Here is a 24,119-nt window from a genome sequence, read left to right on the forward strand (position 1 = left end):
TTGTGAACCTTGGGTGTAAGTTACAGGAATTATCCATGTTGTAAGTAAAAGTAACCTTTCTCCATGTAGATGTCATCAGAAGAAAACACCTTTCGCTCGGGCCTGCGCCTCGAACTCCCCTATCTTGTCGATGCGCTTGGCAAGGACCACGGCTTTTTGCACGACGCCCGGCAATTTGAGTTCCTGGCGGAAATCGTCGCCGATCATCATCGCCACGGGTCAGCCCAGCTCTCCTCGTTTCTGGTGGCCGGATGCGATCGCGGGCTCGACGCCTACAGCCTGTGCATCACCCTCATGGAAGAGGCCAGGGAGCGCTCCGGCCTCGATTTCTCCATTCTGGCCACGGACTTCCTGCCGGCCAACCTGGACCAGGCCAAACGTGGCGTGTACCCTTCAGCCAGCGTTCGAGGCCTGTCGCCAGCCCTGGTCAAGCGCTATTTCCTGCGCAGCCGCGACACAGACAAGAACCTGGTGCGGCTGCGGCCCGGAGTGCGCGACATGGTCAATTTCAGGTGTCAGGACATTTTCGAATCCTTTTCCCTGCGCGAACCCATGGATGTCATCGTCTGCCGCCAGGTGCTGCACCATTTTCACCCCGCCCTGGTGCAAGCCCTGGCCGGACGTCTGCGGCAATATCTGACTCCGGGCGGCATCCTGGTCCTGGGGGCGCGCATGCCGCGCATGCCGGGATTCCGCCATCTGGACCATGCACTGTATCAGGCGGTCTAGACGCTGCGTTTCCATTTCCTGATTTACTCTCTGATCTTAACGTTATACAGAAATGAAATCACATTATTGAATGCAAATCAGGAGTCCGCGTGCATGAAAGATAAAATTCGCATCCTCATCGTGGATGATTCTGCCCTTGTTCGCCAGACTCTGACTTCCATCTATTCCTCGGATCCGGAAATCGAGGTCATCGGCGCGGCGGGAGACCCTTTCGCGGCGGCCGAGATCATGCGCGACAAGACGCCGGACGTCCTGTCCCTGGATGTGGAAATGCCGCGCATGGACGGGATCACGTTTCTGAAGAAGATCATGACCCAGCACCCCATCCCGACCATCATCTGCTCCACCCTGACCGAGAAAAACGCCGAAACAACCATGAAGGCCCTGGAATACGGGGCCGTTTCCATCATCCAGAAGCCCAAGGTGGGCACGAAGCAGTTCATGGAAGAGTCGCGGATAATGCTCTGCGACGAGGTCAAGGCGGCGGCCAAGGCCAAGGTGAAGCAATACGTGCCCCGGACCCTCAAGATCAGCCAGAAGCTGACGGCCGACGCCGTGCTCCCGCGGGCCGCATCCAACGCGATGATTCAGACCACGGAGAAGGTCATTGTGGTCGGGGCCTCCACGGGTGGCACCGAGGCCCTTTTGACCCTGCTCCAGTCCATGCCGGTGGATTGCCCGGGCATCGTCATCGTCCAGCACATGCCGGAAAAATTCACGGCCGCCTTTGCCCAGCGCTTGAACACCCTGTGCGACATCGTGGTCAAGGAAGCCGTCGATAACGACACCGTGCTGCGCGGCCAGGCTCTCATCGCTCCGGGCAACCTGCACATGCTCCTGAAACGCAGCGGCGCCAGATATTACGTGCAGGTCAAGGAAGGACCGCTGGTCTCACGGCACCGCCCTTCGGTGGACGTGCTTTTCCGTTCGGCCGCCCGCTATGCGGGCAAGAACGCGGTGGGAGTGATCATGACGGGCATGGGCGACGACGGCGCCAAGGCCATGCTTGAAATGCACCAGGCCGGAGCGGTGACCGTGGCCCAGGACGAACAGTCCTGTGTTGTCTTCGGCATGCCCGGCGAGGCCATCAAGCTTGGCGGCGTGGACAAGATAGTGCCGCTGACCCAGATCGCCCCGATGGTCTTGCAGTTGTGCCGATCCTGATCGCGGGATCGGCACAGACACATCACACCAGGCCCAGTTTGCGCAGCTCTTCGATGACCTTGCGCCGCTCGATGGGCTTGACCAGGTAAGCCGACGCGCCACCCTGAAAAAAGGACTGGGTCACGTTCTTCACGTCATCCAGGGCGCTGGTCATGATGACCCTCACTTCGTTCTGCGGGGTCACGCCGCGCTCCTTTTCCTTGTCCCTGATGATCTTCAGGGCTTCGTGACCGCTCATGTTCGGCATCATTATGTCCAGAAACATGACATCATAGGGCTGATTCGCCTCCCAGGCCAGATCAAAAGCCTTCACGGCCTCGACTCCATCCACGGCGACATCGCACTCTCCGTACTCGAGCAGCAACTGGTGCATCACCTTGCGGCCGACAAAATCATCTTCCACTATCAGTATTCGCATGCAAACCTCTCCGTATCGTGCTGTATGTCATAGCTTTTATTCTTGCTGTTCTTCGTCCCTCGAAAACCGGTCGGCGCTTCTAGCATGGGTGAACCTGTTTGAAAAGAACCGGAGCCCAGTTCAACATACCGGAATTCTTACATTTCAATCTTCCTGCCGCGTCCCTCTGCGCGGCAGGGAGATGACCCTGGCGATCTCCTGATTGATCTTGCAAAGGTCAAAAGGCTTGCTCAGGTAGCCATCCATCTCGGCCGCCAAGAATTTTTCCTGATCCCCGGCCATGGCGTGAGCGGTCAGGGCGATGATGGGGATGTCCGACACGTGCGCGAAGGAAGCCGCATGCCGGATGGCCCGGGTGGTCTGGATTCCGTCGAGCACGGGCATCTGGATGTCCATCAGCACCAGATCGAAATCCTTGCCCAGGAGCGCCTCAAGAGCCTCCTGGCCATCGCGGGCCGCAGTGACCACATAGCCCGCTTTCTCCAGAAGGCGCTGACCGCAGAGCAAATTGACCGCGTCGTCCTCGACCATGAGCAGTCGCAGGCCGGGCAATCCGTCGCACAGCCCGCGAGAGGAGAGTTCTTGCCCTGTGCGCTGCGGCGGCAGTCCAAAAGGCAGGGAAACATAAATCGCCGTCCCCTGCCCGGACGTCGAATCCAGACAAAGACTTCCGCCCATGCGCTGCACCAGCTTGCGCACTATGGTCAACCCCAGTCCCACACCCTGATGCCTTCTGGTGTAGGATCCGTCGCTCTGGATGAAGGGCTCGAAAATGTCCTTCTGGATCTGCTCGGACATGCCCTGCCCCGTGTCGCTGACCGAAAAAAGCAGCCGAAGAGGTGCCCCGGCCGTGAATGGCAAGACCGAGACCTCCACGCGGACATGGCCCTGATCCGTGAACTTGAGAGAGTTGCCGACCAGATTGAAAAGCACCTGCACCAGTCTCGCCTCGTCGCCCATGACCTGTTTGGGAAGACAGGGGTCGACCATGAAGTCGTAGGCAACGCTCTTTTCCTTTACCGCCTGCCCGAACAGTTCCGTGAGCGCTTTGTTCACATCCATGATGTCGAAGGCGTGTTCGCGAAAAACCAGCTTGTCGGCCTCGATTTTCGAAATGTCGAGGATGTCGCTCAAGAGCCGGGTCAGCCGTCTGGATGATTTGATGGCCGTGTGCAGGCACAGGCGCTGCTCCGTATCCAGCGTGGTGGACTGCATGAGCTGGAGCATACCGAGAATACCGTTCAGGGGCGTGCGGATTTCGTGGCTCATGTTGGCCAGAAATTCGGACTTGAGCTTGCTCGCGGCTTCCGCCTCGTCCTTGGCCCGGCGCAGGGAGTCCTCGATTTTCTTCAGATGGGTGAGGTCGTTCAGAATCGCGTAATAGCCGCCCACGACCCCATGACTCGAATAATACGGGATGAGATAGACATCGACAAAGCGCTCGCCCATGACCGGATACGTCAGGGTGGCCCCATAGTGCACCGTCTTGCCCTGAAAAACCTGCTCGATATGCCCCCGTGCAGCCTCGAAGGCCTTCTCGCCGATGATCTCCGGGACGGTACGCCCGATGAGACTTCCGCCCGAAAAAAAGTTGGAATACGCCGCATTGACGAAGCGGTAGCACAGATCCTTGTCGATATAGGAAACCAGCTGCGGCAGGATGTCCACGATCTTCTTGAAGTTGATGTCGCGTTTGCGCAACTCCTCTTCGGCATGGCGGCGCTGGGTGATGTCTTCCTTGATGGCTACATAATGGGCGATTCGCCCCTCGGAGTCGAGGATAGGCGCGATGAGGGCGGACTCCCAGTACAGGCTGCCGTCCTTGTGGCGATTGCGGAACTCGCCCCGCCACTGTCTGCCTGACTCGATGGTGCTCCAGAGTTCCTGGTATTCCTCACGGGATTTGTAACCCGAACCGAGAATCCGGGGATTTTCCCCCCTGACCTCGTCGAAGGAATATCCCGAAAGGTCCGTGAATTTGGGATTGACGTATTCGATGTTTCCCTGCGGATCGGTCATTATGATGCAGGCCGGGCTCTGCTCGACCATCTGCATCAGGGTGTGCATCCTCTCCTCGGTCCAGGCGCGCTCGGAGATGTCCCGCACGATGCCCCAGGCGTACTTGACGGCACCGTTATCGTCATGGACCGCGAAGTCGCGCAGTTCCACCGGGAAAATGTGCCCGTCCTTGTGGATGTACTCCTTCTGGTAAACCCCTGTGTCACCGGTCTTGAAGAGCCGCGCCCAAATCTCGTCCCGCTGCCATTGCTGCCACTTTTCAGGAGTGATGGCGTAGAAATCGCCAAGAGCGCGCAGTTCCGGCACGGTGTAGCCCGTCATGTCGCAATAAGCCTTGTTGGCATCCAGAAACCGGCCGGCCGAATCGGCCAGGATGAACCCGTCCCGACTCAATTCAAAGAGTGTCCGAAAATGCTGTTCGCTTTGACGGAGGTTTCTTTCGGCCTCCTTGCGTTCGGTGATGTCGCGACTGAAGGCGATGACGCAGCAGCGGCCGTCGATGTCGGCTCCTGCCGTGCTGACCTCGACGTCGAAGACCGTGCCGTCCTTTCTGCGATGCCTGGATTCGAAAACGGAGTTGACTTGGGACAGATCGGAAAACAGCTCCCTGACCATCGCCTCCGTCATGTTCGCTTCAAAGTCCCAGGTCCGCAATTCAAGCACTTCCCTCTGCGAATACCCGAGCATCTCCGCGAAACGTCTGTTGGCTTCAATCACGCGATGATTCTGATCAATGATGACTATCGCATCCAGGCTGCGGTCCATGAGCATCTTGCGCATGGCGTCCATCTTCTGCCGCTCCCTCTTTTCCTCAAGCAGCATTTTCTGCTGATAGGCCTTTTCGGACAGCGAGTTGGCAATGATGAAGAGGGCGTCCGCGATGCGGCGGAATTGCTCCTCCTCCATGAAGGGGACCTGCTCCATGGCCTCGCGGTATTCCTGGGGGTCGACGCCGATGGTTCGCGCATAGCCGAGCATGGCCTCCTCGTCCGCAAGGCTGGAGCGCACCTGTCCGATGAGCCAGCTGGCGACATGCCTGCCGCCAACTGTGATGCTCACGCCTGCGTCCCACAATCCACCGCTCATGCAACGTCTTATGTTCGGACCGGCGGAATTGTATTCGCCAAGCAGGGCATCGGAGCGCATGCAATTTTCAAGTCCCGTCCGGGAACCCCGGATGACCTCGCCGCAGAGCCGGGTGAAATTGCTGGGCCGAGTCAACGGGGTCCCTTCCGGGGAGGTTATGAGGGACGCGACACCCGTGGCCATGGCAAAGCTGTCCTGGATATTCTGAACCTCTTGCAGATCGAAGAAATCCTCGAAACGCAGGTCCGCGTTGTTTTTCAGGCGCATGGTTTTGGTCATGGGCGGATCATTCCCGAAATGGATTGATGACAGTGTTGATTCATGATTTTCCCGTCGAAAAGGCTCCAAGCCTGTCAAGCATGGCAAGCAGCTCCGTGGCATTGATGGGCTTGGCGATATAGTCGTCCATTCCCGCGCTCAAAAATTTTTCCCGATCGCCGCTCATGGCGTAAGCCGTCATGGCCACGATGGGGATGCGGGATTTGTCCCCGAGGGAAGCATCACCGCGCACCTGGACCGTGGCCTGCAAGCCGTCCAGGATCGGCAGTTGCACGTCCATGATGACAAGATCGAAGTCACCCTCCCTGAGGGTCGGCACGACTTCGCTGCCGTCGCCGACTCCGGTGACCATGTGTCCTGCCTTTTCGAGCACGCGCCGGACCGCGAACATGCTCACGGCATCATCCTCGACGAGAAGAATGTTGAGCCTACGGGCGCCCGGTGCGGAAGTCGCCTTGTGAACACTGGGCGTCCTTGCATCGCAGACCTCGGGCATGACGATGGAGAAGCACATGACGGTGCCCTTTTCCGAGCTGTCCACGCAAAGAGAGCCGCCCATCAGGGTCACGATGCGCTTGACGATGGCAAGGCCCAGCCCGGCGCCCTGATGGTTGCGCACGTAGGAATCCTCACCCTGCACGAATGGAGAAAAGATTTCATTTAGCTGATGGTCGGGAATGCCCGGTCCGGAATCGCTGACGCAAAAGAGAACCATGGATGACGTGCAACCCGGCACGGGGCTGACATCGACGCGCACGAAACCTGTCCGGGTGAACTTGATGGAGTTGCCCACCAGATTGAAAAGCACTTGCCGCAGCCTGGATTCGTCCCCGACAACCATGGTGGGCAGAGCCGGATCGAGGGCAAACTCAAGCCGCAGTCCCTTGCTCCGGGAGGTCGGGGTAAAAAGTCCCAGCGTGGATGCCCGCAGCTCCTCGGGATCGAAAGGCAGGCGCTCGATGGTCAATTTACCGGACTCGATCCTGGCCAGATCCAGGATGTCCGACAAAAGACCGTTCAGGCGATCGGCCGAGGTCCCGGCCAGTTCGACAAGTTTCTTATGTTCTTCGGAAAGTTCCATGGAGTCAAGCAGTTGCAGGATGCCCACGATGCCGTTCAGCGGTGTGCGGATCTCATGGCTCATGTTGGCCAGAAATTCCGATTTGGCCACGTTGGCGGCTTCGGCGGCTTCCTTGGCCTGGCGTAGATCCCGCTCGTGACGCTTGCGTTCCGAGACATCGGAGAAAATGCAGGCGAACTGCATGGGTGCAGGGCGGAAGGCGGTTACGTGAAAATACTTGTCCTGGGCAGCCGCGTATTCCTCGAACAGCAACGGTTCACCCGTCAGGGCGACCCGTCCGTACGTGTCGATCCAGACCTGCTCGATGGCGGGCATGACTTCCCGCGCCGTTCTGCCCTTGATGTCCGAAGCCATGAGGCCGGTGTGCCGTTCAAAGGCCGGATTGACCTCCAGAAAACGGTAATCCACAGGGCGCCCTTCGGCGTCGAGGATGATCTCGTGCAGGGCAAAACCATCCAGCATGTGCCAAAAAAGAGTTTCGTAACGCTGTTCGAGAATCCTGCGTTCGGTGACATCCTCGAAGATGCCGAGCACCTTGGACACCTGCCCACCTTCCCGGATCGCCTCCGCCCTGGTGCGAATCCGCATCCGTTTTCCAGTGGCCGAAACGAAGGGCATCTCCAGATCGAAAGGAGCGCCATGTTCGACGCTGTTGTCGAAAGCGGCGAGTATCCTGTCTCTGTCATCGGGCTCATAGCAGGCCAGGCTGAGCCGGATATGCTCGGGAGATCCCGGCTCGACCTGATCAGGAGTGAATCCGTGCAGACGGTAGAGTTCCCGGGTCCAGATCATGCTGTTCTGCCGGACATCCCACAGCCATCCGCCCATCCCGCTCAGACGCTGGACCATGTTGAGCAGGGCTTCGCTCTTGGCCAGCTCTTCCTGGGCGCGCTTGTATTCCAGAATGTCCCACAGCAGATTGCCAAGCTCGATGAGGACCTGCACATCTTCATCGGTGTAATCTGTTTCCTTGTTGGCCACCGCCAGAATGGCCACGATTTTCCTGGCGCGCACAATGGGCAGAAGCACCAGGCGGATCAGGCGGGGATGCCCCTCTGGCAGGCCCTTTCCGTGATCGAGCATGGTCTGATCGTTCAGGATGACGGCATTGCGGGTGCGCAGGCATTCCGACCAGATTCGGGATTGCGTTATTTCCAGATCCAGATTGTCGCGCGGGATCGAAAAACCGGTTTGCAGGGTCTTTGTGGACCAGGCCTGCATGGACAGAATTCCCTGATCCTCGTTCAAGAAATGCAGAAAACTCAAGGTGCTGCCGGTCAGGTTCTCGGTCTCGTCAAGGGCCATGCGCAGCAGATCGCTCAGGGAATGATTGATGGCGTACTCGACAATCCGCTGACGCGCGACGAGCAGGTTCTCGCGCCGCTTGCGCTCGGTTATGTCCACCGCGAAGGTGGCTATGGCCGCCACCGACCCGTCCGGCGCGAGCACCGGACTCAGGCTGTGCCGCATCCAAAGTCCCTGCCGCTCGTCCTCGAAGACCAGGGGCTGCGCGTTGCGCATCAGATCCTCGACCATGCGTTTGCGTGACAGGGCCACCTCGGTGGGAATAAATTCGTAGACGGAACGACCCAGGCACTCTTCCACCGTCTTGCCGACACGGCTGGCAAAGGTTCGGTTGACCGTTATGACCTTGCCGTCCAGCTCCAGAAGCGCGGCGGATTCATCGATGGAATCGAGCAGCGAAGCCAGGTTGGCCTGGCTGGCGTGCAGGGCGCGGATGCTTCGAACCTGCTCCGTTATGTCGACATTGGTTCCCAGAATCCCGAGCAACCCGTCGCCCATGCGAATCGGCGCGACTATGTCGCGATAGAAGCGCGTCTCGCCGGAGGGGAGAACATATTTCTTTTCGCCCTCCACCACTTCACCGGCATAGACCCGGGCATTGATGTCCTGCCATGTGTTCCGGATTGTATCGGGGATATCGGTCTCCTCGACACGGCTCGCGGCCAGATCTCCCCAGAGGCGCACGGAAGCATCGCTTTGCATGATGATCTTTCCATCGAGATCCCGGGCCCAGAAATCAAAAGGAAGATTGCGAAGAATGGCCTGCATCAAAGCGTCCTGACGCGCCAGCGTCTCCTCGGCCCGCGCCGCCGCGTCGGCCCTGCCTTCCAGTTCTGCCACCCGGCGACGCAGCGTTTCGAGCTCACCCGCCGGTTCGGCGAATTTTCGACCCTGCTCCGGTCTGGTCACTTCAATTTTTTCTTTTGTGGACATCATGCTTCCGTGGGATCGGTGGCCCGAGCATCGCTTCCGGTGAGGACGTCGGCACCCAATGCTTTTTGTTTTTCATTTTTGCGGGAAACGACACGAAAAATGGTTTCATGGAGAGTCGTGCTGTCCAGAGGCTTGGCGATGTAGCCATCCATGCCTCCGGCCAGAAATCTCTCCTGGTCGCCGCTCATGGCATAAGCGGTCATGGCCACGATGGGGATGCGGGATTTGTCCCCGATGGTCTTGTCGGCACGAATCGCCGCCGTGGCTTCCAGACCATCCATGACCGGCATCTGAACATCCATGAGGATCAGGTCAAATTCCGCTCCACGCAGCAATTCAAGGGCCTGACCGCCGTCCGAGGCCGGGGTGACGGCATGTCCCGCCTTGGCCAGGATGCGCTGGGCGGCGAACATGTTCACCGGGTCGTCCTCGGCCAGCAGAATGGACAGGTTCCGGCGCCCGGATTCTTCAGGCCGAACGCGCTTGACGTCTGTTTTCTTCGCGTCTTCCGGAATCCTGAAATTCATGGAAAAACATATCGTCGAACCCGAGTCCGAACTGTCGATGGCCAGCGCCCCGCCCATCATGTGCATGAGTCGCCCGACAATGGCCAGGCCAAGACCCGCCCCCTGATGGCAACGCACATAGGACCCCTCGCCCTGCACGAAAGGCTCGAAAATGGTGGGCAGAAGTTCGTCGCTTATGCCCTCGCCGCTGTCACTGACGCAAAAAAGAAGCCGACATCCGTTATCCGGCAGGCAGGACAGCAAACTGATCTGCGTGTGCACAAAACCTTCGCCGGTGAACTTGATCGCATTCCCGACCAGGTTGAAAAGGATCTGCCGCAGCCGCAGATCATCCCCCACCAAGCTTGAAGGAAGATCCGGGGCCAGTTCGACATCCAAACTTATGCCCTTCTTCCGCGCGGGGAGAGAAAAAAGGGTTATAATGGAAGCACGCATCTCTTCAAGGTCAAAAGCGCGTTCCGTGAGCACCAGTTTGCCGGCCTCGATCCGGGAAATGTCAAGGATGTCGGACAGAAGAGCGGTCAGACGCCGGCCGGAAAGCTCGGCCATGCGCACGTAATCCTTCTGCTCTCCGCTCAGGGAGGAACTGTCCAGCAGCTGCAGCATGCCCATCATGCCGTTGAGCGGCGTGCGGATCTCGTGGCTCATGTTGGCCAGAAAGGCGCTCTTGGCCACACTTGCGGCCAGGGCCGCGTCGCGTACGTTCACAAGTTCGAGTTCCATGGCCTTGCGTTCGGTGATGTCCGCGTGTGAACCGGCCATGCGGTAAGGCACGCCGTCCTTGTCGCGCAGGCAGGTCCCGCGCCCCATGATCCACCTATAGGCCCCGTCCTTATGCAGCAGTCTGTATTCAATGACGAAGTGGGACGCGCCACTGGTGAAGAACTGATTGTTCACGGACAGCACTCGCTCCCTGTCCTCGGGATGAATCCTGCTCCGCCATTCCTCCAGATCATTGGTCAGCTCATGGTCTTCGTACCCGATGATCTCCTTCCAGCGCGGCGAAAAGTAGACCTGGTCGGACACCCGGTCCCAATCCCAAATTCCATCGTTGCTGCCGGCGATGGCCAGGGACAGGCGCTCCTGGGTCTGACGCAGGGTATCAAGAATCCGGCTGCGTTCGGTCACGTCGCGAAACAGGCCCACGGCGCAGGCGGTTCCATGGAAATCGAGCAGAAAACTGCGGATATCCGCCGAAAAAACGCTCCTGTCCCGGCGCAGACAGGGCAGTTCTTCCGCAGTGTCTTTTTGCCCGGAGGCCTGTGCGCGGAAATTGTCCATCACCTCTTCAAGACATTCCGGCGGGTGGATATCGTCCACTGATAACGTTTGAAAATCCTCCTCGGAATACCCGAACATCCGGCACACGGCGGGATTGGCGAAAACAAAACGACGGGTCGCGACATCGGCGGCCAGGATGCCATCGGAGTTGGCATCGAAGAGCGCCCTGTAGCGCATCTCGCTGTCCTTGATCCGGGCCTGGGCGCGGCGCAACCTGGATATGTGGTTGATCAGGGCCCCCACCAGAATCATCTGCACGCCCAGGACCACGATGGCGACAAGAATTTCCGCACCGTATTGGGAAAAAATCGAGACAGGCTTGCCCCGGACTTCACTGCCCCGAGGCAGCAAGGATTCCCTGATGCCGAAACGGGTCAGAACCGCATGGTCAAAGACATAACGGTTGGCCTCGCTGCCCTCGACCACCGGTATCAAATGGGCTGGCGTTCCCGCCAGTATCTTCAGGGTCAGTTGTCCCGCGATGCGTCCCTGCTCCCGGTGCGAGATGATTCTGCCGCCGAGAATTCCCTGCCCGAGGCCATGTTCCCATAGATGCAGCACCGGGACATTCGCGTGTTTGAGAATGAATTCCAGGGCGTCTTCAAACGATCTGGAAACCTGATCCCGGTCGCGATATGCCGACAGGAGCAGGATGGCCTCGTCCGGCCCCAGGACGGATAGCCTGCCCTGAAGCTCGTTCCAGGTCATGTCGTAAAGACCGAGAACCTGAAGGTTTTTTCCGGCAAAGAACTCGCGCTGCTCCAGGTAGGTGCGCAGGTCTCCCTGACCGCCCGGTTCCCCGTCGACCAGCGCGTGGACGGTTTTCAGTCCGGGCCTAAGCCGCCACAAGGCTTCAAGGGTCTCGCGCATTGAAATGGATTCGATGACGCCGGTGATGTCCGGAGTGCCGCTCAATTCGTGGGCCAACTCCTGGTTGTTGACACCGCAAAAGATCAAGGGCCGCCCCGCGAACAGCTCCTGACGATGGTCCAGGGCGAAGCGCAAGGCCGCGTCATCGGCGACGATGAAGGCGTCGTAGGCAGGGATTTTGGCCAGCTTGAAACGCAGCTGTTCCAAAAAGAGCGCCTCGTAGCCGGTCCCGGAAAATCGCTTGGTATCCATGAATTCGACATCAAGGGTGATGCCCGCCGGTTCAACTTCCGAGCGCAGGCCCTCGACTTGCTGAAAGAAGGTAGGAAAACCGGGATGATAGGAACTTATGAAAAGTACCCGCTCTCCCGCCGCCCAGGAAAAAAGCGGGAAGAGGCAAAACAGCAGCAGAGGAAGAAAACGTCGCGAAACGCCCCGCCCCATCCGGGTGAATGCGTTGTCGTTCGACCTTGAAACATTCATTTCATCCCCCAAAAAGGGTGTTTTCACATCCTCTTGAATTCCGACACCCTGTCCATGGCTTCGAGAAGCGCATTCATGTTCACGGGTTTCGGGATGTAGTCGTCCATGCCCGCGTCCAGAAAACGCTCCCTGTCTCCGGTCATGGCGAAAGCGGTCACGGCGATGATCGGGATCCGGGACTTTTTGCCAAGGGACCGGTTCGCCCGAATGCGCTGGGTCGCCTCGACGCCGTCCATGAGCGGCATCTGGATGTCCATGAGGACAATATCCGGGTCCTCGCTTTCCAGAATCCGCACCGCTTCCAGACCGTTGACGGCCTGGGTGACCTCGCAACCGAGCTTTTCCAGCAGGCGGGTCAGCATGGCCATGTTCGTCACGTCGTCCTCGGCCAGCAGGATACTCAGATTCCGCTCCGCCCCGCGCGCCCTACCCCCGCTGTTTCGAACTTCGCCTCCGGTCTGCTCCAGAGCCTTCGGCGGCACATGGACCAGCACATGAAATCGCACCGTTGTTCCCTTGCCCAGGGAACTTTCAATCTCGACATCTCCGCCCATGAGATGCACCAGGCGTTTGACGATGGTCAGCCCCAGACCCGTGCCCTGGCAGGTGCGAACCAGCCCTTCCCCGCCCTGGATGAATGGCTTGAAAAGTTTCGGCAACTGTTCCGCGCCGATACCGATCCCGGTGTCCGCGATCTCGAAATCAAGTCGCGCCGCATCGGGAGGAAGTCCTTCCTTGGTCGCGGATATCCTGATCGAGACGCCGCCCTCGCGCGTGAACTTGACCGCATTGCCGACAACGTTGAGCAGCACCTGCCGAATACGGCTCGGATCGCCCTCAACCATGTGCGGGACATCCGACGCCATTTCGATGGAAAGTTCAAGGTTTCTGGCCAGGCTCTGTTCCTTGAAAATGGCCGGAATGGAGCGGCAGAGTTCATCCAGCGCAAAAGGAGTCCGGGCGATTTCGAGCTTTCCGGCCTCGATCTTGGAAAAATCCAGGATATCGTTGATGAGGGTCAAAAGACTCTGCAGGGCCGTGGAACCAATCTGGACATACTCCTCTTGCTCCGCGTCCAGCTTCGTGCCTTCGAGCAATTGCAGCATCCCGTGCACCCCGTTCATGGGGGTGCGGATCTCATGGCTCATGGTCGCCAGGAACTGCGATTTGGCCTTTGTGGCCGACAGGGCGTCATCCTTGGCCTTGAGCAGATCCGCCTCGGCCTTTTCGCGCCGGGCGATGTCGCGCTCCATTTCTGCGTTCATGCGCCCAAGCTCTTCGGCCTGGATCAGGATTTTCTCCCGGCCGCGCAAGAGATGAAAACACAACCCCGCGACAACCATTCCGAACATGGCGACAAGAACGTATCCACCAAGGCCCACGCCCCAGAGACGATCTTTTCGGGGCGAGACGGTCAGTAGCCACTCCCCGCCCGGAATGGCCAGTGCCCGCGTCAGGGCAAGATCTTCGACAATGTCCGCCTCGGACCGGACAATGAGCGTGGCGTCCTTGTCCGTGCTCAGCTTGCGGGCAAGAGCGTAGGAGTAGCCGTCCGAGTCCAGGGACTTGAAGTCAAAGGTCTCAAGCACGGTTTCCCAGTGGATGAGGGCCACGACCAGCCCCCAGAAATGCCGCTCACCGTTTTCATTCCAGAACACGGGCTTGCGGGCAAAAAGCCCGACTCCGCCCTGACGCATGTTCACCGGCCCGGCCAGGACCACCTGATTGGTGTTTATGGCTTCAAGGACCTCGGTCTTGCGCGCCGGGTCCTTGAGCAGGTCGTGACCGATGGCGGCCTCGTTTCCGGCCAGGGGATAGGCCGTGGCGACCACGCCGTCCGGGACCAGAAAAAGGCCGCCGATAAAAGGATTTTCGTGCAACAGATGTTCGGCATACTTTTCGAAATCATCGAATTCCCCGCGATCGACAGCCAGAATGTCGGCCATGGTGAAGAGCGGCGATTCGGCGTTGTGGAGCGCGGCCTGAATGGCGCTGAGTTGCTGTGAAATCCTGTGGGTCAGGGCCAGGCGCTCGCTTTGCCGGATATTGTCCATAAGGATGTTCAAATAGCAGTGCCCAAAAAAAAGGACTGAAGTTAAAGCGATGGCTGAATAAAAATAGAAAATTTGTCGTCGCGTCATTGGGCCTGCTTCCTTACCTGGGTTCCTCGTCGGCGCATGAACTTGTGCAATCACCACGAATCCTGTCCAAGCAAACGCCGCCTGTAGACAATAATTCTTTTATTCAAACATAATATCGATGCCTTGCGCAAGAACGATTTCAAACAAATTCCAACAGTCCCTCCAAAATTTCTTCCGATTTGAACCAACTGCGAGCCTTTTGGGAATTATTCCGCTGCACGTCATCCGGCACCATCATTTTTGACCGCGGTCGCGAGCAGACTTAAAAATTCGAGGACTCACATGGCGAGTATGAAATAGCCACTGTTTTATGGTCAACATTTTTTTAGGACGCACGCAACACGTTCGAGACAAAGGCCATTCAACGGACGAACCGAGCTTCCGGGACATTATAGCCCGGCAAACCAAGGGTTGACGCATTTTTTCCCATCCGTCCGACACTCATGCGTCCATAAGAATTTTGATTCTGTTGCAAGCGTTCATTTTTAAGCGCAGAAAAAATATTATGCGCGTCCGACAGAAAATGCTTGCACCAAAAAAACTGACTACCATATCATAGACACATGAGCGCACTAGGAAGTTATCTCACCGAGCGCAGAAAAGCACTCGCCGCCAAGCATTCGGGGTATTCAATCCGAAGCGTGGCCAAGCGTATCGGCATCCATCATTCCTATCTGAGCAAGCTGGAACGCGGCGAGAACGCGCCCCTGACCGAAGAGCGCATCCACGCCCTGGCCCGGCTCCTGGGAGAGGATCCCGACCTGCTCATGGCCCTGTCCGGCAAATTGTCCGACCGCATCACCGGGCTCATCCGCTCCAATCCCCTGCTCTTCCTCGGCAGCCTTGAGACCCTCGAAAAGCAGGGCGCGAGCACTTCGGATGCCGCGCCCATGCGCCAGGACCAACGCAAGAACGAGCTTGAGGAACTGACCAGGCTGCTGCGTGACGAAATACGGGAACGCCAGGTCCTTGAGTCCCAGCTGCGCGAACAGCAGCGGGTGCAGCGCACCATTCTTGAGAACCTGCAGGACGTCTCGGTGACTCTTCTGGACTCCCAGTTCCGCATCCTGTGGTCGAACTCTCCGGTGACCGAGAGCCCCGCGAATTTTCTCAATCAGCATGCTCACAAAGGCAGCGCCGCCGCGTCCGGAACAGGGCGAAACGAATCCGAATCCGGAGCTTTTTCCACCGCCTGGCGGGCCATGAAGACCCACACGGTGCAAAACGGAACCTACAGATCCCCGGACGGCAAGCACTGGCTGGTGCGCAGCGCTCCGGTGCTCGATGCCCATGACGCCGTCACCCAGATCGTGCACATGCAGTTCGAGGTCACGGAACTCATGCACGCCAAGCAGGCCCTGGAAGCCAGCGAACAACGCTGGAAATTCGCCCTTGAGGGGGCCCAGGAGGCTGTCTGGGATTACGATGTCCCTTCCGGAAGGCTGCAATGCTCGCCCACGTGGTACACGATGCTCGGCTACAGGGATGGCGATCTCGATCCGACCATCACGCAGTGGGAAGCCCTGCTGCATCCCGAAGACCGGGTTCCGGCCCTGAACATGCTCTCGGCCCACTTTCGGGGTGAAACGGATTTTTATGATTTCGAATACCGTCTGCGCTGCAGCGACGGCTCCTACAAATGGATCCACTCCCGGGGCAAGCTCATGGAAAAGAGCAGCATCGGGACGCCCACGCGCATCATCGGCACGCACTACGACATGAGCGAACGCAAGGCGGCCGAAGAACAGATTCTCGCCAACGAGGCTTTCCTGGAAAATCTGCTCGGGAGCATCGAGGAAGGCATCAGCGTGCTCGCCCCGGACATGACCGTGCGCTACGCCAACCCGACCATGACACGCTGGTATGCCGAGGAAATGCCGGTCGTGGGCAGGAAATGCCATGAAGCCTTCCATCGCCTGGGCGAATGCTGTTCCCGCTGTCCGGCGGTCAGAACCCTGCGCACGGGCCGCAACGAATTCGAAATACTCGAGATCATGTCCTCCACCGCCGCGCGCGCCATCGAATTCAACGCATATCCGATCAGGGACGCGCAAAGCGGCCAGGTTACCGGAGTCATCGTCTTCGTGCGCGACATCACTTCAAAGAGGCAGATCCAGCAGGCCCTGACCGAAATCGAGGACAAGTATCAGACCATCTACCAGGGCGCGCCCATCGGCATGTGCACGTTGGACGCCCGTGGCCGCTTTATGTCCATGAACCCCAGTTATGCACGATTGTACGGCTACTCGTCGCCCGGCGCGATGATGAATTCCGTGCGCTCGGCGTCCGAGCTTTTCGAGTCCAAGGAAGATTGGGAACGCCTGCGCGCGTTGATCCGCACGCAGGACGAGATCTTCGGATTCGAAAGCCGCATCCGACGCCCCGACGGAGCCATTGTCTGGACGTCGCGCACCATCCGCGTGGTCCGCGACTCCCAGGGCAAGCTTCTGCATTACGATGTTTTTGTCGAGGATATCGAAGCCAGAAAGACTCTCGAACTGCTCACGGAGGGCTTCAAATGAATTCCCGATTCATTTTTTCTGGCTTTTGATGAATAAATCCGCGTAGGAAGAGCAAGATTGGCCTGGCTCTATTCAGGCGCTCAAGTCCATCCACTCGGAGCGTGGCGCAGCCTCACAGGCGAATTTTCGCCGTTTCACTCACAAGGAGGGGGGAATGAAAAACATCAAGTTGGGGATCAAGATCGGCGGAGGTTTCGGAGTTCTGATTCTTATCGCATGCGCTTTGGGTGGTCTGGCCGTATTCAACATGAAAACTGTTGAAACTGACTCCATCAGGCTGGCCCAGGAATATGTTCCTGAAGTGGGCATCGCCAATAATCTGGAACGCTCTTCATTGCTGACCATGTATGCATGGCGCGGCTATGCCTTCACGGAACAACAGTCTTTCCTGGACGAAGGACGCAAGCAGCTTGCCGCGGTACAGGGCGTTTTGGGCGATGCTGAAAAGCATTCCCAGGCCTATCCCTCCCTGGTCAAACTCAAGGAACAGGTGGTGCAGGCCAAGACGGTTGTCTCCGCGTACGCCGCCCAGGCTGACCAGACCGTCGAACTGATCGAAGCGATGAATGCGGACCGCAAGGCGTTGGACCAGGGCGCGGCCGCCTACATGAAAAACTGCGTGGATTTTCTCGATAGCCAGAACGTGGCAATGAAGCGGGAATTCACCACAGGGGCCACCCCCGAAGCGCTGGCCGAGCGTCTCGACAAGATCACATGGATCAACGAAATCATCGACCTCGGTAATGATACCCGCATAAGGGTCTGGCGTGCCCAGGCGGAACGGGATCCGAAGATTATCGAGGACGCCCTCAAGAATTTCCCGAAAATGGACGAATTTTTCGACAAGCTCAAAGCGATCACGAGACTGGAGGCCAACCTCAGGCAGATCGCAGCCACAAAAGATGCGGCCTTGCAGTACAAGACGGCCATGACCAGTCTGAGCGGTCACTGGAAAGAGCTTGCGGACCTGAACACTCTCCGTACGAAAACCGGCGTGGATGTACTCGCCGTCGCGCAAGATACTGCCGTGGCGGGCATGGAAGGCACCCAAAAGATCGCCGACGAGGCCGTTGTCAACCTGAACTCGGCTTCCACGGTCATGATCGGCGGCCTGAGCGTCAGTGTCATCATCGGCATCTTCGTCGCCATATTCCTGACCAAGGGCATCACCGGCCCCGTGCAGCAGGGCGTGGAATTTGCCCGCAAGCTGGCCCAGGGCGACCTGACCGCCAAGCTGGATGTGGATCAGAAGGACGAAGTCGGCATCCTGGCCCAGGCGCTGCGCGACATGGTCGCCAAGCTGCGCGAGATCGTGACCGAGGTGCAGTCGGCCTCCGACAACGTGGCCTCGGGTTCCGAGGAGCTGAGCGCTTCCGCCGAACAGCTCTCCCAGGGCGCCACCGAGCAGGCCGCTTCAGTTGAAGAGGTTTCGTCGAGCATGGAAGAAATGGGTTCCAACATTCGCCAGAACGCCGACAACGCCTCCCAGACCGAAAAGATCGCACTGAAGGCCGCGCAGGACGCCGAAGCCGGCGGCCAGGCCGTGGTCCAGGCCGTGGGCGCCATGAAGAACATCGCCGAAAAGATCTCCATCGTCGAGGAAATCGCCCGCCAGACCAACCTCTTGGCTTTGAATGCCGCCATCGAAGCGGCCCGAGCCGGCGAACATGGCAAGGGTTTCGCCGTGGTCGCGGCGGAAGTCAGAAAGCTGGCCGAACGCAGCGGCACGGCCGCGGCCGAGATCAGCGAGCTGTCCTCCTCCACCGTGAGCGTGGCCGACCAGGCCGGTCAGATGCTGACCAAGCTCGTCCCGGACATTCAGCGCACCGCCGAGCTGGTGCAGGAGATCTCCGCCGCATCGAACGAACAGAACGCCGGCGCCGAGCAGATCAACAAGGCCCTGCAGCAGCTTGATCAGGTCATTCAGCAGAACGCTTCGGCCTCCGAGGAAATGGCCTCCACATCCGAGGAACTGTCCAGCCAGGCCGAACAGTTGCAGTCCTCCATCTCCTTCTTCCATCTGGGCGCCACAGCGGCCCGCGTCACCCGGCAGGCCGCCCACCGTGGCAGCAGCAGGCCGCAGCCCGCGCGCAAGGCCCCCAAGGCCCTGGCCGCCAAGGGTTCGTCCAGCGGCTTGGCCCTCGATATGGGGCGCGACGAAGAAGATGATGAATTCGAACGTTTCTAACCAAAGGTCGAGGTGACTCATGAGTGACAACACTACCCTGCAGTACCTGACCTTCGGTCTCGGCGAGGAGGTCTTTGCCCTGGAGACGGGTTCCGTGCGCGAGGTCATCGAACTCGTGTCCGTGACCCGCATCCCCAAGACGCCGCCCTACATGCGCGGAGTCATCAACCTGCGCGGCCATGCCGTGCCCGTGGTCGATCTGCGCATCAAGTTCGACATGCCCAAAGCCCAGGACACGGTCAACACGTGCATCATAATAGTAGATGTGGAAGTCGAAGGCGAAAACTGCTACATGGGAGCGATAGTCGATTCGGTACGTGAAGTCTTTGAAATGACAAGCGACCAGATCAACCCGCCGCCGCGCATGGGCACGTCCATCAGGGCGGACTTCATCCGGGGCATGGGCAAGCAGAACGAGGAGTTCATTATGATCCTCGATATCGGCAAGGTCTTCTCACCCGAAGAATTGCAGGTCTTGCGCAGCACGGAAGAACTGGAAGCATAAAATTGGAACCAAAGCGGGCCGGAACATCAGCTCCGGCCCGCATCACGAACAAGGACCGGTCCATGCCCCAAGACGAAAAAGCGCATCCTCTAAAGGGCCTTGTGTCCGTGATGGAGGAATGCGCCAGCAGCCTGCCCATGCTTCTGTCCCGCCTTGCCGGTGTCATCAAGGATAGAGAAGAGGATTTTCTCGGACTTGGAGCCACGATTTTCGGCATCAACTCGCAGGCCAACACGTTTTCGGCCACGGCTTCGGCCATGGCCTCTTCCGTCGGCGAGGGAGCCCTGCACGCCGCAATCGGCGAACTGCAAACCCGGGCCGACGAGGCCAAGGCCGTGTTTTCCTCCGTCTCCTCCACGGAGCAGCAGGAGGGCATGTCCGAGGTACTCGGACTCATCCGCGGCCTGGACCAGGCCATGGCTCAATTTTTCAACATGGTTCAGACCCTGAAGGTGCTCGAAATCACCACGCGCATCGAGAGCGCCCGCCTGGGCAGCGCCGGTGCCGGATTCACCACCCTGGCCGACGACGTCAGGGCCCTGGGCACCATCATCGACGAACACACGGAAAAAATCAGCGAACACTCGCACCTGCTCATGAACCAGGTGGCGACGGCCAGCGAGCGCAGCAAAAAGCAGCTCGCCTCGCAGAATCGCATCGTCGAAGACATGTTCACGGAACTCTTTGCCGGAATTTCCGAACTTGAGGACATGCGCAACCATTCGGCCGCCCTGGTTCAGGATCTGGCCAAGGGCTCCCGCCAGGTGACCGAGAGCATGGGGCAGGTCATCGCCTCGGTGCAATTTCACGACATCACCCGCCAGCAGGTCGAGCACGTCGAGGAAATCCTGGACCAGGCTGTCCGGGAAATCGGCGCGCCGGAAAAAGAAGGCGATGAGCTTGGCCTTGGAGCCTGGGTGCGGGATGTCCTCAAGCTCCAGGCTCCGCAGCTGCGCCAGGCGCAGGAAATGTTTTCCGGAGCCGTGGAAGAACTGATCGACCATCTGCGCTCCATCGGACTCGGCATAGAGGACCTGCACGGCAAGATCACCGCCGTGGCCTATGCGGACCGCAAGGGCGGAATGTCCATTCTCGACGCCATCCGTCACCACATCGGCGACGTCATGGACGCCATGCGCACCACCAGCGGGCACATCTCCGAGACATCCAAAACCATGTCGCACATGGCGGAAACCATCTCCACGGTCAGCACCTTCGTGCACGGCATCGAGGACATCGGCGCAGAGATCGAACTCATCGCGCTCAACGCCCGGGTCAAGGCGGCCCACACCGGCGATCAGGGCCGCACCCTCGGGGTCATCGCCATGGAAATCCAGAACCTTTCCGTGGACGCCCGTACCCGTACGGGAACCGTGGCCGAAATCCTGAACAATATTTCCACCGTGGCCGACCGCCTCTCCACCCTGGCCCGGACTTCCGACGTGTCCGAAATGGTCGGCGACATTCAGGCCCGTTTTGAAACCGTGCTCGATCATCTGGCCACCCTGGACGCCGAACTGGCGGCAAATATCGCGCATCTCTCGGATCTGGGGACGGGACTTGTCTCACAAATCACCGCCGTGACCTCTTCCATCCATTTCCATGAACTGGTATCGGATCAATTATTGAGTTTGGAAAAGGAAATCACGGTGTTGAAAGACAGATTCGCCCCCTTCTCGGCGGAACTCGACACGGCCAGACAGCCCGAGAAACTGCGCGAACAGCTTTCCCGATACACCATGGACAGCGAACGTCTGGTCCACCTGTCGGTTCTCGGACATCACGGGGACGCTCACGACGGTGACGAGGTGGATCTGTTCGACGACAATGACGTGGAACTTTTTGGCGACGACAATGTCGAACTCTTTTCCGATGACAACGTGGAACTCTTCGACGATGGCAACGTGGAACTTTTCGGCGATGACAATGTCGAACTTTTTACCGACGACAACGTGGAAATTTTCGACGCGCAGCCGACGGCGGCGAACGCAAAGCCACCGTCAAAAGCCGCTACCGCCAAGAAGGCTGAGCCTGAAGACGATCTCGGCGACAATGTGGAACTTTTCTAAAACCAGGAGCCTTTCATGTTTTCATGCACCGTCCAGGGCCCCCCGGAACACCCGGTCATAAAACTTTCCGGCAGTCTCACTCTTGAACATTCCAGGGAAATTCACGCCGAGCTGCTGGCCCGTTTGCCAAAGGCCGATGTCATTACCCTTGATCTGGGTGATTCGGAAAAATCGGATCTCTCTTTTGTCCAGATCCTCTGTTCCCTCCTGAAGGAACAGGACAAGGCAATCAGCTTCACAAGCCTGCCCCCCCACCTGCTCGAAAACGCGGCGAGCCTCGGGGCGGACAGTCTCATCAAGGAAATATCGAATCGCACAGAGGATAACCCATGAGCAAAACCATAATGACGGTTGATGACTCGGCCAGCGTCCGTCAGATGGTCAGCCTGACCTTGAAGGACGCGGGGTACACGGTCATCGAGGCCTGCGACGGCAAGGATGCCCTGGCCAAGCTGTCCGGACCGGTGGACATGATCGTGACCGATCTCAACATGCCCAACATGAACGGCATCGAACTCATCCGCGCCGTGCGCGCCACGCCTCAGTACAAATTCGTGCCCATCGTCATGCTGACCACGGAATCCCAGGCATCCACCAAAGAGGAAGGCAAGGCGGCCGGAGCCACCGGCTGGATCGTCAAACCTTTCAAACCGGATCAGCTCCTGGCGGTTGCCAAGAAACTGCTGCGCTAACACGCCACCCTCGGAGCGAAAATGTCCAGAGAAGAACTGAACCGTCAGGCATTTAAGGAAGAAGCCCTTGAACTTTTGGGCGAGCTTGAAACCTCACTGCTCGAACTTGAGGAAGATCCCGCCAATGACGATGTCATCAACCGGGTCTTCCGCGCCATGCACACCATCAAGGGTTCCGGGGCGATGTTCGGTTTCGAGGACATCGCATCCTTCACCCACGAGGTGGAGACGGTCTTTGATCTGGCGCGCAACGGCCAGATCAGCGTGTCCAAGGAGCTTCTCGACCTCACCTTGCTGGCCAGGGACCACATCCTGTCCATGCTCGAAGGCGAGGAACAGGGCCTTGGCGCGCGCGCCGCAGAAGTCATCCAGGGGCTCAAGGCCCTGACTCCAAGCCGGAAGGAATCCGAAGCCGTCCCTGCGGGCAAGGAAGCCCCGTCGACCTGCGCCTCGAATTCAAAAATGAACACCTGGCGCATCCGCTTCGCCCCGCCCAAAAACCTGTTCATGAGCGGGACCAATCCCGCCTCCCTTCTGGAAGAGCTGTGCGAGATGGGCGAGCACCACGTCATCATGCACGTAAAGGACATCCCCGCCCTGCCCAAGCTCAATCCCGAGGATTGCCTGGTCTGGTGGGACATTATCCTGACCACCTCCGGCAGCGAGGACGAAATCCGCGACGTCTTCATCTTCGTGGAGGAGGACAGCGACCTGACCATCCAGATGGTCGGAAGCTGCCAGGGCATCGACGAGGAATCCTACAAGCTCATCGGCCAGATCCTGGTCGAGAAGAACGACATCACCAAGGACGCCCTGGAACGCATCCTGCTCGAACGCAAACCCATCGGACAGCTTCTGTCCGAGGCGGGACTGGTCAGCGCCAGTCAGGTCGAGGCGGCATTGGTCGAGCAGCAGGAGGTCAAACGCCTGCGCCAGACGGCCAGCGCCGAGACGCAGACGTCGAGCATCCGGGTTCCGGCCCAGAAACTGGACTTTCTGGTCGATCTGGTCGGAGAACTGGTCACGGCCCAGGCGCGACTGACCCAATTTGCCAGCGAACAAAGCGACGCAAGGCTGCAAGCCATTTCCGAAGAAATCGAGCGGCTCTCCGACGAACTGCGCGACAATACCCTCGGCATCCGCATGTTGCCCATCGGGTCGACCTTCAGCCGCTTCAAACGCCTGGTCCGGGACCTCTCCCAGGAACTCGGCAAGCGCATCGTGCTTGAAACACACGGCGAGGACACCGAGCTGGACAAGACCGTCATCGAACGCCTGAACGATCCCTTGGTACACCTGCTCAGGAACAGCATCGACCACGGCATCGAGAGCCCAGAGGAGCGCCTGGCCCGGGGCAAGAATCCCGAGGGTCTGATAGAGCTTTCGGCCGAGCACTCCGGAGGCGAGGTGCTCATCCGCATCATCGACGACGGCGCGGGCATCGACCCAGAACGCATCCGGGCCAAGGCCGTGGAAAAAGGCATCATCGCTGCGGACACGCTCATGTCGGACAAGGATGCGCTCATGCTCATCTTCGCGCCGGGCTTCTCCACGGCCGACAAGGTCACCAGCGTTTCAGGGCGCGGCGTGGGCATGGACGTGGTCAAGCGCAACATCGACGCCCTGCGCGGCCGCATCTCCCTGGAGAGCGTTCCCGGCCAAGGCACGACCATCTCCGTGCGCATCCCCCTGACCCTGGCCATCATCGACGGTTTGCAAGTTCAGGTCGAGAACAGCTATTTCATCATGCCCCTGTCCGCCGTGGAAGAATGCGTGGAGCTCATCCGCAAGGACAAGGACCGCGCCGATCTGATCAACCTGCGCGGC

At 58.9% G+C, this 24,119-nt stretch carries 14 protein-coding genes; 9 read left to right on the forward strand and 5 right to left on the reverse strand.

What is annotated here, in order from left to right; all coding sequences use genetic code 11:
- Window positions 1-69 precede the first annotated feature (69 nt).
- Both BMZ40_RS15565 and BMZ40_RS15570 read left to right on the forward strand, forming a co-directional pair.
- Window positions 70-729, forward strand: a complete 660-nt coding sequence (locus BMZ40_RS15565; protein WP_092377910.1) for a CheR family methyltransferase — start codon at window positions 70-72, stop codon at window positions 727-729.
- Window positions 730-822: 93 nt separating this feature from the next.
- On the forward strand, window positions 823-1,893 hold the full coding sequence (locus BMZ40_RS15570) for a protein-glutamate methylesterase/protein-glutamine glutaminase (protein WP_092377913.1): 1,071 nt from the start codon (window positions 823-825) through the stop codon (window positions 1,891-1,893).
- 22 nt (window positions 1,894-1,915) lie between these two features.
- On the opposite strand, the gene BMZ40_RS15575 is transcribed toward BMZ40_RS15570, so the two are convergent.
- From BMZ40_RS15575 to BMZ40_RS15595, 5 genes are all read right to left on the reverse strand, one after another.
- A complete protein-coding gene (locus BMZ40_RS15575; protein WP_092191668.1) occupies window positions 1,916-2,311 on the reverse strand; it encodes a response regulator in 396 nt (131 codons plus the stop codon).
- 144 nt (window positions 2,312-2,455) lie between these two features.
- The gene (locus tag BMZ40_RS15580) at window positions 2,456-5,695 is read right to left on the reverse strand and encodes a PAS domain S-box protein (protein ID WP_177193218.1); all 3,240 of its coding nucleotides are present in this window, start codon (window positions 5,693-5,695) and stop codon (window positions 2,456-2,458) included.
- A 40-nt stretch (window positions 5,696-5,735) separates the two neighbouring features.
- The gene (locus BMZ40_RS15585; RefSeq protein ID WP_177193219.1) at window positions 5,736-9,014 is read right to left on the reverse strand and encodes a PAS domain S-box protein; all 3,279 of its coding nucleotides are present in this window, start codon (window positions 9,012-9,014) and stop codon (window positions 5,736-5,738) included.
- On the reverse strand, window positions 9,014-12,175 hold the full coding sequence (locus BMZ40_RS15590) for a PAS domain-containing protein (protein WP_092377922.1): 3,162 nt from the start codon (window positions 12,173-12,175) through the stop codon (window positions 9,014-9,016). Before BMZ40_RS15590 ends, BMZ40_RS15585 begins: the two co-directional genes overlap by 1 nt.
- Before the next feature lie 23 nt (window positions 12,176-12,198).
- Entirely contained in the window at window positions 12,199-14,241 is a 2,043-nt protein-coding gene (locus BMZ40_RS15595; protein ID WP_177193220.1) for a response regulator, read from the reverse strand.
- A 638-nt stretch (window positions 14,242-14,879) separates the two neighbouring features.
- On the opposite strand from BMZ40_RS15595, the gene BMZ40_RS15600 reads away from it, so the two are divergent.
- From BMZ40_RS15600 to BMZ40_RS15630, 7 genes are all read left to right on the forward strand, one after another.
- A complete protein-coding gene (locus tag BMZ40_RS15600) occupies window positions 14,880-16,838 on the forward strand; it encodes a PAS domain S-box protein (protein WP_092377929.1) in 1,959 nt (652 codons plus the stop codon).
- 154 nt (window positions 16,839-16,992) lie between these two features.
- Complete coding sequence (locus BMZ40_RS15605; RefSeq protein WP_092377932.1) at window positions 16,993-19,026, forward strand: methyl-accepting chemotaxis protein; 2,034 nt, start codon at window positions 16,993-16,995, stop codon at window positions 19,024-19,026.
- Between the two features lie 19 nt (window positions 19,027-19,045).
- Window positions 19,046-19,531: a chemotaxis protein CheW gene (locus BMZ40_RS15610; protein ID WP_092191653.1), complete on the forward strand. Its 486-nt coding sequence runs from the start codon at window positions 19,046-19,048 to the stop codon at window positions 19,529-19,531.
- 62 nt (window positions 19,532-19,593) lie between these two features.
- Window positions 19,594-21,600 carry a methyl-accepting chemotaxis protein gene (locus BMZ40_RS15615; protein ID WP_143075661.1) on the forward strand — a complete coding sequence of 669 codons (2,007 nt, stop codon included), beginning with the start codon at window positions 19,594-19,596 and terminating at the stop codon, window positions 21,598-21,600.
- A gap of 15 nt (window positions 21,601-21,615) precedes the next feature.
- Complete coding sequence (locus BMZ40_RS15620; RefSeq protein ID WP_092377940.1) at window positions 21,616-21,933, forward strand: STAS domain-containing protein; 318 nt, start codon at window positions 21,616-21,618, stop codon at window positions 21,931-21,933.
- Window positions 21,930-22,292, forward strand: coding sequence for a response regulator (locus BMZ40_RS15625; RefSeq protein WP_092377942.1), 363 nt, complete (start codon window positions 21,930-21,932; stop codon window positions 22,290-22,292). Before BMZ40_RS15620 ends, BMZ40_RS15625 begins: the two co-directional genes overlap by 4 nt.
- Window positions 22,293-22,313: 21 nt before the next feature.
- Window positions 22,314-24,119, forward strand: a 1,806-nt coding sequence (locus BMZ40_RS15630) for a chemotaxis protein CheA (RefSeq protein ID WP_092377945.1), incomplete at its 3' end; no start/stop codon positions are given.

It is taken from the genome of Desulfomicrobium apsheronum (assembly GCF_900114115.1).
In the GTDB taxonomy this organism is placed as follows: Bacteria; Desulfobacterota; Desulfovibrionia; order Desulfovibrionales; family Desulfomicrobiaceae; genus Desulfomicrobium; species Desulfomicrobium apsheronum.